Source organism: Paenibacillus dendritiformis (assembly GCF_945605565.1).
GTDB lineage: Bacteria > Bacillota > Bacilli > Paenibacillales > Paenibacillaceae > Paenibacillus_B > Paenibacillus_B dendritiformis_A.
Genome location: NZ_OX216966.1, coordinates 3,797,593 through 3,809,823 on the forward strand (window position 1 = coordinate 3,797,593; position 12,231 = coordinate 3,809,823).

General features: G+C 58.2%; 10 protein-coding genes. 5 read left to right on the forward strand and 5 right to left on the reverse strand.

Annotation, left to right across the window (positions count from 1 at the left end):
• Positions 1-185 precede the first annotated feature (185 nt).
• On the reverse strand, positions 186-1,694 hold the full coding sequence (locus tag NNL35_RS16785; RefSeq protein WP_006677369.1) for an alpha/beta hydrolase family protein: 1,509 nt from the start codon (positions 1,692-1,694) through the stop codon (positions 186-188).
• 90 nt (positions 1,695-1,784) lie between these two features.
• Complete coding sequence (locus NNL35_RS16790; RefSeq protein WP_006677368.1) at positions 1,785-2,192, reverse strand: MerR family transcriptional regulator; 408 nt, start codon at positions 2,190-2,192, stop codon at positions 1,785-1,787.
• Between the two features lie 174 nt (positions 2,193-2,366).
• On the opposite strand from NNL35_RS16790, the gene NNL35_RS16795 reads away from it, so the two are divergent.
• Positions 2,367-3,410 carry an NAD(P)/FAD-dependent oxidoreductase gene (locus tag NNL35_RS16795; protein ID WP_006677367.1) on the forward strand — a complete coding sequence of 348 codons (1,044 nt, stop codon included), beginning with the start codon at positions 2,367-2,369 and terminating at the stop codon, positions 3,408-3,410.
• An 84-nt stretch (positions 3,411-3,494) separates the two neighbouring features.
• On the opposite strand, the gene NNL35_RS16800 is transcribed toward NNL35_RS16795, so the two are convergent.
• Both NNL35_RS16800 and NNL35_RS16805 read right to left on the reverse strand, forming a co-directional pair.
• A complete protein-coding gene (locus tag NNL35_RS16800) occupies positions 3,495-5,156 on the reverse strand; it encodes an AraC family transcriptional regulator (RefSeq protein WP_040731622.1) in 1,662 nt (553 codons plus the stop codon).
• A gap of 34 nt (positions 5,157-5,190) precedes the next feature.
• Positions 5,191-5,475 carry a hypothetical protein gene (locus NNL35_RS16805; RefSeq protein ID WP_254553610.1) on the reverse strand — a complete coding sequence of 95 codons (285 nt, stop codon included), beginning with the start codon at positions 5,473-5,475 and terminating at the stop codon, positions 5,191-5,193.
• Positions 5,476-5,488: 13 nt separating this feature from the next.
• On the opposite strand from NNL35_RS16805, the gene NNL35_RS16810 reads away from it, so the two are divergent.
• The 4 genes from NNL35_RS16810 to NNL35_RS16825 all read left to right on the forward strand — a co-directional run bounded on the left by NNL35_RS16810 (position 5,489) and on the right by NNL35_RS16825 (position 10,349).
• Positions 5,489-6,544, forward strand: coding sequence for a FecCD family ABC transporter permease (locus NNL35_RS16810; RefSeq protein WP_006677365.1), 1,056 nt, complete (start codon positions 5,489-5,491; stop codon positions 6,542-6,544).
• Positions 6,545-6,549: 5 nt separating this feature from the next.
• On the forward strand, positions 6,550-7,584 hold the full coding sequence (locus tag NNL35_RS16815; RefSeq protein WP_040731634.1) for a FecCD family ABC transporter permease: 1,035 nt from the start codon (positions 6,550-6,552) through the stop codon (positions 7,582-7,584).
• 51 nt (positions 7,585-7,635) lie between these two features.
• Positions 7,636-9,366: an ABC transporter ATP-binding protein gene (locus NNL35_RS16820; RefSeq protein WP_006677363.1), complete on the forward strand. Its 1,731-nt coding sequence runs from the start codon at positions 7,636-7,638 to the stop codon at positions 9,364-9,366.
• Positions 9,367-9,503: 137 nt separating this feature from the next.
• Entirely contained in the window at positions 9,504-10,349 is an 846-nt protein-coding gene (locus NNL35_RS16825) for an ABC transporter ATP-binding protein (RefSeq protein WP_006677362.1), read from the forward strand.
• Positions 10,350-10,788: 439 nt separating this feature from the next.
• Here NNL35_RS16825 and NNL35_RS16830 read toward each other — a convergent pair whose 3' ends face one another.
• Complete coding sequence (locus NNL35_RS16830) at positions 10,789-12,159, reverse strand: ATP-binding protein (protein WP_254553611.1); 1,371 nt, start codon at positions 12,157-12,159, stop codon at positions 10,789-10,791.
• Positions 12,160-12,231: the final 72 nt, after the last annotated feature.

Consider the following 12,231-nt stretch of genomic DNA (forward strand, 5'->3'; position numbering starts at 1 on the left):
TCGGCGAGGCGGAAGCGAAGTCATGCAGGGCGTGCCATATGAGGGGAGCACGCGGGTCCTGCGGACTGAGGCACTCAGGCTGGTGCCCATGTGCCGCGCGGACCCGGTACTCGGTCGGCGCGGATTGCGGCGGCTCTGAACCGTTCAGCGGAGGTGCGGTGCAGAGCCGCGGCCGGATCCGGCGTCTACCGGGATGGCGTCCCCGCCGCTCCGGTCGTTGTCAGCTTCGGATCGAACTCCACCTCGGGATACTGAGGCGACGGCCCGTCCAGCAGCGGCGCTTCCTTGCCGAGCAAGTAGCGGTCGAAGAAGGAGCGGACATAGTCACGGTTAATGCGGCCGGATTGGTCCGCAGACACCTCCTTGGCGAACAGCGGAGACAGGAGCGCGACATCCGCGAAGCTTTGATGGAAGAAGCCCTTGACGGTCAAGTAATAACGGTCGGCAGAGCTTTTCTCGAAGACGGACTGCAGATCCGGAATATATTCCTCGTAGAATAGCTTCTCCCGCGTCCCTTGGCCGATCCCGTCTTCCCCGGCGGACTGCTTCCCTTCAAGCTGCTCCCGGATCATGTCCGCCGTATCGGAGGTCAGCATGTACATGAACGGCTGCTTCAAGCCCGTGTGCGCCACGCTGCCCCAGAATCCGCCTTCCAGACTTACGCCGGCCTTGAAGCGGCTGTCCTTGGCCAGCGTCTCGGCCGTTGTCGCGCCGCCGTAGGAATGCCCGAAGATGCCGACCCGATCGAGGTCGAGCTTGCCGCGCAGCAGATGGTCCGCATCGCCCATGCCGGAGTTCCATTCGGTCAGCGTGTCCAGCACGAAGCGGGCATCCTCGGAACGAATGTCAATTCCGGTCACGTTCGCTTCATACTGCGCTGCGGAAGTAGGGTACTCCGGATCGGGGCGGTACAGCACGCTCCTTCCTTCGGGGAAATCCACCTTCGAAGACGTGTACGGATGATCGATGCCGACGACGATATATCCGCTGCTGGCCAGCTCTTCGACTATCGTCATGCTCTGATAGCGCGTGGAACGCACCCCGGGAGAGAACAGCAGCAGCGGATATTTCGCCTGCCCGCCCGAGACGCCGGCTCCCTCGACCGTATGCGTCGGAATGGCGTCCAGATATCCGAACAGGGACTGCGGGAAATGGAATACAAGACTCATTGCTTCGGTCACTTCCTTCGGATAGGGCTTGCGCGGCAGCTTGGCCGCGGCATCGGAATCGGCCGGGTACCAGACAGTAATCATCAATTCCCGGTTATCGCCCTTATCCCCTGTATAGGTCTCCTTCCGGCTCTGATCGACCAGGTGATAGGATGCGGTGCCGATCGCATAGGAGCCGGTCGGTTCCGGCAGGGCGAAGACCGGGAACAGATACGTCAAATAGGCGGATGCTCCGGACAAGGCCAGCACGAGCAGCGACAGCACTGCGATCGCGAGGCGAGCCGGGCGGAGCCGGCCATTCCCGCTGCGAATGATTCGGGCGAAAAGCACCAGGCCTAAAATCATAGCCAAGATATAGGCGGGGATCATTTGCAGCCGAAGCTGGCCGAGACCGGCATGCAGCAGGAAGGCGGCGGCCAGCAAAGACAGTGCCGACGCGTCCCGTCCCTTATTCTTCTTGCCGAAGCAGATCCAACCGGCCGCCAGCAGGTTGGCGGCGGTGACGACAATTTCCAATCCTGTCATGTTACATACCTCCAGTGCAACGAACTCGTTCCCGGATTCAGGGAACGGGTTCTCTGTTGTTATCACCCGTAGTATAAAGTCTGTAGCATGCTACAATGTCAAGTCCTGGTTATCATCGTCCGAACGGAATGTCCGCAAATATTGGTGGATATCTTCCTCCGCTGTCGCCAGCAGTTCACTCAGCAGCCCTTTCATCTTTTGCAGCGCTTCGATTCGGGCTTCGAGCTGGCCGATTTTGTCCCGCACCACCTCTCTAAGCTCATTCGCCTCCATTCGGGTTGACAGCAGCTGCAATACTTCTTTAATTTCATTCAGTGAATATCCGAGCGACTTGGCGTCCTTGATGAATTTCAACCGTACCCGATCTTTATCGGTATAGACCCGGTAGCCGTTAGCCGCCCGTTCGGGAGCAGGCAGCACTCCTTGGAGTTCATAGTAGCGGATCGTCTCCTTGTGCAGTCCGGTAAGCTTGGCGAGATGGCTTCTTGTCATTCTCATCCTTCCGATTCCTCCGTCACATGCAGATGTAATGATTGAAATTGTACAAAGAAACGCTCTTGTTTGTCCATTGCCGTCCGGAAGCAGGCGGGCTACAATGGCAAGCGAACGATTGAGAATCAATATCAGTAGACCGGAACATGCATACAGGAGGAATGGAACGTGGAGAAACCAATGGAATTGTATGACGTCACCATTATCGGCGGAGGCCCGGCAGGGATGTACGCCGCTTTTTACAGCGGAATGCGCGATATGAAGACGAAGCTGATTGAAGCGAGGGAGGAATTGGGCGGACGCTTGCTCATTTACCCGGAAAAGATGATCTGGGACGTGGGCGGCTTCGCGCCCGTCCGGTGCGATCGGTTGATCGGGCAGCTTGCGGAGCAGGCGAAGGTGTTCGAGCCGACCCTCGTCTTCGGGCAGCAGATTAAGGGATTGACCCGCCGGGAAGACGGAACGTATCTGCTTACGGCCGAGACGGGAGAGACGCATTGGACCCGCACGATTATACTTGCGCTCGGGCGCGGCATTCTGAAGCTGGAGAAGCTGGAGATCGAAGGGGCGGAGCGTTACGAGTCGGCGAATTTGCACTATACCGTGCAGGAGTTGGAGCCATTCCGCGGCAAGCGGGTTCTGCTGTCCGGCGGCGGCAATTCGGCCGTGGACTGGGCCAATGAATTGGAGGCGATCGCCGCCAGCGTGACCGTGGTCCACCGGCGCGACCGCTTCGGCGGACATGAGAACAATGTAGCACGGATGAAGTCGTCGTCCGTCCAGGTTCGAACCCCGTATGCGGTAACCCGGCTTCATTCGGGGGACGGGCAATCGATCGAGAGCGTCACGATAAGCCATATCGAATCCGGCGAAGCGGAGAGGATCGAGGTCGATGCGGTTATCGTCAATCATGGCTTGAAATCCGATTTCAGCGGAATTGCGGAATGGGGGCTGGAGATGGACGATTGGAACGTATATACGGGCGGCAAGCTCGAGACGAATATGCCGGGCATTTACGCCGCCGGCGACTTCGCCAGCTTCCCGAGCAAGGTCAATCTGATTGCCGGAGCGTTCACGGACGCGGCACTGGCGGTCAACAGCGCCAAGCTTTATTTGGAACCGGAGGCGCATTATATGGCGTATGTATCCTCGCATAATGAACGCTTTGCGGAGAAGAACCGGGCCCTCGGCGTTGTGGAGGATGAAGGTCCGCAGGCCCAGTGATGGGGGGGAAGCCCCTTTACCGCGCAGCCGCGCTCGGCGGCACGGTGTTCCACGGGAAGAGAGGGGATTGCCGCCCAGGGGATGTTAACCGATGTTGCCCATGAGGCGAGGCAGCGCATCGAGCAGCAGTTCTCTCGTGAGGGCATCCGCGTAGTTCCATGTCACGGCGTCGACCAGATGGACGCGGCCGCTTCGCACGGCAGGGAGACTGTGCCAAAGCGGGCTGCGCATCATGCGCTCCATCGCGGCCTTGGACTCGGCGTTCTCCGGAATGAGCATAAATATCCGGTCTCCCGCGTAAGCGGGCAGATCCGGCTCCGCAATTTCCTCGAAGCCTGTGCCCGCATCGAGCATTCGCTGAATGGGCTCTACCGGACGAAAGCCGGAAGGATGGTACAGGGCAGACGAGAATCCGGTCGTGCCCATGACAAATAGCCGTCTGCCATGCTCATAGATGAACACGGATGCGGTCTCTCCCAGAGCAAGCAATGAGCCTAACCGCTGCCAGGCGGCCGCAGCCCTTGCATGATAGACGCGAAGCCATTCATCGGCTTCGCGTTTTTTGCCGAGCCAGCTGCCGAGCGTATGCAAGCGGTGCTCCAGCGGAGCGAAGGAATTGAACGTGACCGTAGGAGCGATTTTGGAGATGCGGCTGTATTGCCGCTCATCTGCGTTGGCGAAGATGATCAGATCCGGATTGAGTCCCATCACTTTGTCCGGATTGATCGGATGACCGACGTCTGCGACAGAGATGAACCGATCATGAAAAAGCGAATGATTGCTGAAACGGTTATGACAGCCAATCGCATCCAAGCCAAGCGCCAGCAGATCCCCGAGCGTCTCCCCATAGTAGAAAATCCGCTCTGGCCGAGCCGGAATCTCGACTTCATGCCCCGTCCAATCCCTTACTCGCGTATGGCTTCTCATGGAACGGGCATATTGTCTCGGCGTCACCCCCGTTGTCTGCCGGAAGCGGCGGTTGAAGTAATATTCATCGGAGAACCAGACTTGGCGGGCGATCTCCCGCAGCGGATCCTGCGATGCGATCAAGAGCTGCTTGGAGCTGTTGATGCGCAGCTCGGTCACATAGTCAAGCGGCTTCTTGCCGGTCAACTCCTGGAAGAGGGCCGTATATTGCCACTGCGGCAGCCGGGCCATCTCGGCAAGCTGCCGGACCGTTATCGGCTCCCCATAATGGCTCTGCAAATAGTCGATCGTAGTCTCGACCGACTGGGCCGGGTTCGGCGCATGCTCGGAACGGCAGTTCTGCTCGAACAGAAATTGGAGGATCTCCTGAAAACGCAGCTGCCACCGGAAAGACTCCAAATCGGAACGGTGATGTCTCCCTGCATACAGCTCGTCCACGATACGAATAAGCCGGGAGAACGGATAGGCCGCAAGAGCATAGCGATCCGGCATCAGGCTGCCCGCATAAGGCGTATACCTGGAATGTCCTGTCCGGATGGCGGCGAAGGCAAGCCGGAAGAAGCGGACAGCGCTATCGTATCCGCTGCTGATGCGGGCCGCGTGTCCGGGCGCCAGCAAGTAGCATTTGTCAGCGGCGAAATGGAAGGGACGGCCATCCACGGTGAGGCTGCCCGAGCCGCTTGTAAAAATAAGTAACGAATGGCTGTTCTCCGTTTGTATGTCGCCGGTCCAGCCGACAGGCTGGCTGAACAGCTCGATCTGCGACAAATGAAAGAGCAAAGAGCGGAGTGGAGCGGAAGCGTGCGCGTCTTCAGTCATCAAATTGCTGCCCCTCTCTAATTGATAATGATTATCAGTGATTATTGTAGTAGAAAAATACAGGTTTTTCAATGGCGGTTGAATAGAGGAGCATTTTATTTTGTGCAAAAGAAAAGGGGAGGGAATAAGGACGGCGGGAAGCCGCCCGCTTGGCTGAGGGACCGCCGCTGAGGGAGTTAGCGAGTAACCTGTCCATCGATGGAGGAGGAAGGGCTTTCGATTTTGTGCAAAAAATCGCTTTCGTTTGTCCATTGCCACCACTGTGCGATCGACCTAGAATGGTATTGATGAAAATGAGAATCAATATCAAAACTACCATAAGGGTGACAGGCATGAATCAAGTGGCAAACGCGTTACGCAAGGAAACCGTCCCAGAGGAAGTCGAATTCCGGTCGCGTCCGTGGGCGGGCGTCATCATTATTGTAGGCGGACTGATTGCATTGGCATTCGGCTTCGTCTTATCGATATCGTTCGGTGCGGCGGATATCAAGTTCGCGACCGTATGGGAAGCGATCTTCCGCTTCAATCCCGATGTGACGCAGCATCAGATTATTCAAGAGCTCCGATTGCCGCGCGTCTTAGGCGGGGCGATGGTCGGCGCTTGCTTCGCTGTGGCCGGAGCCATTATGCAAGGCATGACCCGGAACCCGCTAGCGGATTCCGGACTGCTGGGGCTCAATGCCGGGGCCGGATTTATGATGGCCATCTGCTTCGCCTTTTTCCCGGGCCTGCCGTTCATGTATCTGATATTGTACGGCTTCCTGGGCGCCGGGCTCGGGGCCGGGCTCGTCTATGGCATCGGCTCGCTGGCCAAGGGCGGACTGACGCCGGTGCGCCTTGTACTGGCCGGAGCGGCGCTTAGCGCGCTGCTGTCGGCGCTAAGTGAAGGAATCGCGCTCTATTTCAAAATCGGGCAGGATCTGGCCTTCTGGTATGCGGGCGGCGTGGCCGGGACGAAATGGTTCCAGCTCAAAATCATGTTTCCCTGGATAGCGGCCGCGCTCATCGGCGCAATCGCCATCTCGCGCTCGATCACGATGCTCAGTCTGGGCGACGAGATCGCGAAGGGGCTTGGCCAACGCACCGGACTGGTGAAGCTGGCGGGTACGATCATTGTCCTGATTCTGGCCGGTGCCGCCGTGTCCGTTGTCGGAGCCGTCGGGTTCGTCGGTCTCATTATCCCTCATCTGGCGCGTTATCTGGTCGGCGTCGACTATCGCTGGATCATTCCTTGCTCGGCGGTGTTCGGCAGTCTGCTCGTCGTGTTCGCCGATCTGGCCGCGAGAATGATCAATCCGCCGTTCGAGACGCCTGTCGGCGCGCTGATTGCGCTTATTGGCGTTCCGTTCTTCCTCTTCCTGGCGCGTAAAGAAAGAAGGGAGCTGTGAGCAAAATGGCACAGATTACACCATTGACGCCCGAGCGCCGCAAGCGAAACCGCAGCCTTGCGATTATGGCCATATTGGGAATCTTGATTATACTCATGTTCATCGTCAGCATGAATACCGGATTCATCCGGCTGTCTCCGCTGGATCTGGTTCGCACTCTGTTCGGGGCGGGAACCGACAAGCAGCAGCTGATTCTATTCGAATTCCGCCTGCCGCGGATCGTCCTCTCCCTGCTTATTGGGGCAGGCCTGGCCGTATCGGGCTGCGTCATGCAAGGCATCTCCCGCAATGCGCTGGCCGACCCGGGCATTCTCGGCATCAACGCCGGCGCCGGACTTGTCGTGATGCTGTTCATCTCGTTCTATCCGACGACGGCCGCGGCGCCGGTGTTCCTGCTGCCGGTGCTGGCCTGGATTGGCGCGGGACTGACGGCCGCCCTCATCTGCGCGCTGGCCTATAAGCGTCATGAAGGGATGCGGCCGACGCGACTGCTGTTGACGGGCGTGGCGGTGGCGGCAGGCATCAGCGCCGCCATGATCGTGCTGACGCTGCGGCTAAGCCCGGAGAAGTATCAATTCGTGGCGACCTGGCTGGCGGGCAGCATCTGGGGAACGAACTGGAAGTTCGTGCTGGCGCTGCTGCCGTTCATCGTCGTGCTGCTGCCCTATGTATTCTGCAAGGCGCGTGTCATGAACGTACTGAATCTGGGCGAGCAGACGGCGACCGGGCTCGGCGCGAATGTGTCGCGGGAGCAGCTGACGCTGCTCGCGGCAGCGGTCGGTCTGGCCGGCTCCAGCGTCGCCGTAAGCGGCGGCATCGGCTTCGTCGGCCTGATCGGCCCGCATCTGGCCCGGCGCCTGGTCGGGCCGAAGCATCAGCTGCTGTTGCCGGCTTCCGCGCTGACCGGCGCGCTGCTTGTGCTGGCAGCAGACACGATTGGCCGCTGGATTTTGCAGCCGTCCGAGGTGCCGACAGGCATCGTCGTCGCCGTTATCGGCGCCCCTTATTTTCTCTACCTGCTTGCACGGTCCAAAGCGTAAGCAGGCGATGGACAGACGTCCTGATCATGAAGGAAAAGAGAGGTTATCACTGTGCTGCGACGTTTTTTTGCTTACTATCAGCCCTATAAATGGCTGTTCATTCTCGATTTCTCCTGCGCCATCCTGGCCGCATTGCTGGAGCTGGCCTTTCCGATCGCCGTCAACGGCGTCGTCGATCAGCTGCTGCCGAGCGGCAACTGGCGATGGATTCTGTATGCCTGCCTCGGGCTGCTGGGCATTTATGTCGTCAGTGCCGTGCTGCACTTCGTCGTTACATACTGGGGGCATAAGCTGGGCATTAACATTGAGACGGACATGCGCAAAAAGCTGTTCGATCATGTGCAGAAGCTGTCGTTCCGCTTCTTCGACAACAACAAGACGGGCCATCTCGTGTCCCGCATGACGAACGATCTGATGGATATTGGCGAGATTGCGCATCACGGGCCTGAGGATCTCTTCATCGCCGTCATGACGCTGGCGGGCGCCTTCGGCATTATGCTCGGCATCAACTGGGAGCTCGCCGTACTGACATTCATCATCGTGCCGCTCATGATTTATTTGTCGCTCTACTTCAGCCGTAAAATGTCGCGAGCCTTCAAGCGAATGTTCGCCGATATCGCCGACTATAACGCGCGGGTAGAGAACAACGTGAGCGGCATCCGGGTCGTTCAGGCGTTCGCCAACGAGAAGCATGAGATTCGCCGCTTCGCCGAGAACAACGCCCGCTTCCGGTTGACGAAGCTCATTACGTACAAGATTATGGCCTGGAACTCCTCGATCAGCTTCATTCTGATGAAGCTCATCTCGCTGTTCGTGCTCGTATGCGGCACATGGTATGTCATCAACGAGCAGATGACGTATGGGGAATTCATTGCCTTCGTTATGTTGTCTAACGTATTTCTCGGTCCGATCAAACAGATCAACGCCGTCATCGAAATGTATCCGAAGGGGATCGCCGGCTTCAAGCGCTATCTTGAGCTATTGGAGACGGCTCCCGATATCGCCGACGATCCGGATGCCCGGCCGATTGACAAACCTAAGGGGGATATTCGCTACAGCGGTGTATGCTTCGGCTATGAGAACAAGGAGAAAATATTGAACGGCATCGACTTGAGCATTCGAGCAGGGGAGACCGTCGCGCTCGTCGGCCCGTCCGGCGCAGGCAAGACGACGCTGTGCAGCCTGCTGCCGCGCTTCTATGAGATTGACGAAGGCTCGATATCGATCGATGGGACAGATATCCGGAAGATTACGCTCGAATCGCTCCGTTCTCATATCGGGATCGTGCAGCAGGACGTGTTCCTGTTCGACGGCACGATTCGGGAAAATATCTCGTACGGCAAGCTAGGCGCAAGTGAGGAAGAAATATGGGAAGCCGCGCGGAAGGCTCAGCTGGAGGATTTGATCCTGTCGCTGGAGGAAGGAATGGATACGCTCATCGGCGAGCGCGGCGTCAAGCTGTCGGGCGGTCAGAAGCAGCGGCTGTCGATTGCCCGCATGTTCCTGAAGAACCCGGCGATCCTCATTCTGGATGAAGCGACCTCGGCGCTGGATACGGAGACCGAAGCGGCGATTCAGAAGGCGTTGGCCGCACTGTCGCTGGGGCGGACGACGCTGGTTATCGCGCATCGGCTGGCCACGATCAAGAATGCCGATCGGATCGTCGTCGTCACCGAGCAGGGCATTACCGAGGAAGGGAAGCATGATGAGCTGTTGGCCGCCCGAGGCATCTACTACCGGCTGCATCAGGCTCAGTTCGGCGCTGGCATGATGATTTCATAGATTTACCGAGGTTGTTTAAAAAGTCCGCTTTTGATCACGAAGTGACACAGAAAGTATGCTGAAAATGGACCCTTTTGACACGTATTTCATGAAATTTATAGTATAGAATACCGGAGCGAAGGGAAGGGAGCAGAACGATGCAGATGAAGGAACGGCTTCAGACACAGAAGCTCGACATTGGTTACAGCGAGAGGGCGATTGTGCATAATTTGAACCTGTCCATTCCGCACGGCAAAATAACGGCCCTCGTCGGAGCGAACGGTTCCGGAAAATCCACGATTCTGAAAGCGATGGCCCGCATTATGCGGCCGAGCTCGGGGGGCGTGCTGCTCGACGGCCGATCCATTCACTCGATGTCGACGAAGGAGGTGGCGAAGCAGCTTGCCATCCTGCCGCAGAACCCGTCGGCCCCGGACGGACTGACGGTCGCCGAACTGGTCGGATACGGCCGCTTCCCGCATCAGAAGGGGTTCGGCTCGATGTCGGCGGACGATCGGGATACCGTCGCTTGGGCTATCACAATGACGGGCATGAATGCCTTCCGCGAGCGCCCCGTCGATCAATTGTCCGGAGGCCAGCGGCAGCGCGCCTGGATTGCGATGGCGCTCGCTCAGCAGACGGACATTCTGTTCCTTGACGAGCCCACGACCTTTCTCGATATGGCCCATCAGCTGGAGGTGCTCCAACTGCTGCACAAGCTGAATCGGGAAGAGGGCCGCACCATCGTGATGGTCGTCCACGACTTGAATCATGCCTCCCGCTATGCTCAGCATATGGTCGCGATCAAAGCGGGTACGGTCGTGCGCGAGGGAAGGCCGGAAGAAGTCATGACACCGCTGGTGCTGCGGGAGGTGTTCGGCATCGAGGCGGATATCGTGCCTGATCCGAGGACCGGCGTACCGCTCTGCCTGCCTTATGAATTGGCGGGCTGCGCGGCTGCCGAGCCCGATACCGTGGAGGAGCGAAGCCTCGACACCGCATGAGTAATAGGCAGTAATAGGCGAAGCACTTGAGAAGGGGCTGTCCCATAAGTAGTTTTAGCTACTGTGAGACAGCCCCACCCCTGATTCCTCACAGCGAAGTGGTTGAAAATACTGTAAATATGCAGTTTTTCTTTATGTCGTGTTCTCCGTTGCCGGAAGTCCTGCAAAACTACATCAATTTGTGACTATGCGATAGGCAAAAGACAAAAATTGATGAAAATAATGTAGTTTTGCAGGAATTTCATCAGGGAGGGGCTGAAATAGCGTAAATTCCTGCACCAATGCAGGATTGGCTGCCTCAACCATCTTCAGCCGCTCGTCCTGTTACTCATCCCGCTGATCGTCCTACGCCGCCTTTCCCACATCTACCTTCTCTGTTTTCCCGTCTTGCCTGCGTCATGATTCAAGGCCGATGGGAAAGTCCCTATTGAGCGATGATTTAAATCCGCCGGCCGTATGTGCGCAAATAATCCTCCACGTCATTATATGCCCCTGTCTGATTGGCGTATTTGACGTAGTTCTTCGCTTTGCGCAGCCATTCCAGCGTAGACGGGCGCGCGGTCTCCAGCAGCGCTTCGAAATCGGACATCCGAATCGGACGCTCCTGGCCGGATTCGAGTATTTCGCCGAGCACCCGCTCGGCCGCGCTCTCGCATAAATGTTCAATGTCCGCCCCGGAGAAGAATTCGGTCCGGCTCGCCAGCCGCCTGGTGTCGATGTTCTCGATATAGCGGCCTTCCAGCTTCAAGCGGAACATATGCTCCCGCGCATCCTCATCCGGAGGCGCGACAAAGACGAGCCGATCGAAGCGGCCGGGGCGCTTGAGCGCGTCATCGACGTCCCAAGGCATGTTCGTCGCGCCGATGACGAGCAGCTGATCCGTGCTCGTATCGATACCCTCCATCTCGGCCAGGAACGTATCGATCATGCCGCGCATGCTGGACGAAGACTTCGAGCGGTTGAAGCCGACTGTATCGATTTCGTCGAAAAACAGAATGCTCGGCCTATGCGCACGCGCTTTGTCGAATAAGTCTCGCAGATTTTGCTCGCTGACGCCGATGTATTTGTCCAAAATGTCCGCAATATGGATAGGGAAGAACGCAGCCCGGCATTCACCCGCGGTCGCCTTGGCCATAAACGTTTTGCCGCAGCCCGGCGGACCGTACAGAAGCACGCCTCCGCCCGCCTTTTTGCGGAACTTGGAAAACAGCCCCTGGTTCTGGAACGGGCTGATGATGCGCAATTGTATCGTCTTCTTCAGTTCCTGCAATCCGGCGACATCCGCGAACGTCACTTTGTGGGACGTGTCCGCTGGCTGAGCCGCTGCGGATTTTCCGCCATCCAGCACCTGCAGACCGATCCCCGAACGGGCAAAGACGGCCGCATGGCCGGCTTGAGCGGCCTCCCATTCATCGTCAGCGACATCCTCATCTTCGATCTGCTCGCCATCTTCATCGTCTGCCTCTGCGGATTCCGGCGCACGGCTTCCCGTGCCAGTCACGGACACGGCGCCAGATTCGCCGCTTCCCGTGCCGGTCAGCGCTTCGGTATGAGGCTCAGAGCTTCCCGCGCCGGCATCTCTGCCAGCGCTGCCCGCCGCAGCGGACGTGTCCGCCGGAACACCGCCATGCTGCAGCCGGGCGGTCGCTTCCGTCAGCCCCGCCAATAAGGCAGCGCGAAGCGCATCATCAGTGCAGACGGCAAGCGCAGCGCTGTATTGCCCGATTGCGTCCACCCATTGTCCGCGCGCCGCGTATTCCGCCGCCAGCCAGTAGAGCGCTTCGGCATCGTCCGGATGCTGCCGTGCCATGCGTTGCAAAAATGATAGCCTGTCCATCCTCTTCATCTCCTTGCTTATGTTCCCTCATTCTTATGTTCTATT

What these genes read in the sequence shown, in the direction of transcription:
- NNL35_RS16825 (WP_006677362.1), top strand. Translation starts at nt 9,504, where the DNA reads ATGCAGATGAAGGAACGGCTTCAGACACAGAAGCTCGACATTGGTTAC.
- NNL35_RS16810 (WP_006677365.1), top strand. Translation starts at nt 5,489, where the DNA reads ATGAATCAAGTGGCAAACGCGTTACGCAAGGAAACCGTCCCAGAGGAA.
- NNL35_RS16830 (WP_254553611.1), bottom strand. Translation starts at nt 12,159, where the DNA reads ATGGCACGGCAGCATCCGGACGATGCCGAAGCGCTCTACTGGCTGGCG.
- NNL35_RS16800 (WP_040731622.1), bottom strand. Translation starts at nt 5,156, where the DNA reads ATGACTGAAGACGCGCACGCTTCCGCTCCACTCCGCTCTTTGCTCTTT.
- NNL35_RS16815 (WP_040731634.1), top strand. Translation starts at nt 6,550, where the DNA reads ATGGCACAGATTACACCATTGACGCCCGAGCGCCGCAAGCGAAACCGC.
- NNL35_RS16795 (WP_006677367.1), top strand. Translation starts at nt 2,367, where the DNA reads ATGGAATTGTATGACGTCACCATTATCGGCGGAGGCCCGGCAGGGATG.
- NNL35_RS16790 (WP_006677368.1), bottom strand. Translation starts at nt 2,192, where the DNA reads ATGAGAATGACAAGAAGCCATCTCGCCAAGCTTACCGGACTGCACAAG.
- NNL35_RS16785 (WP_006677369.1), bottom strand. Translation starts at nt 1,694, where the DNA reads ATGACAGGATTGGAAATTGTCGTCACCGCCGCCAACCTGCTGGCGGCC.
- NNL35_RS16805 (WP_254553610.1), bottom strand. Translation starts at nt 5,475, where the DNA reads ATGGTAGTTTTGATATTGATTCTCATTTTCATCAATACCATTCTAGGT.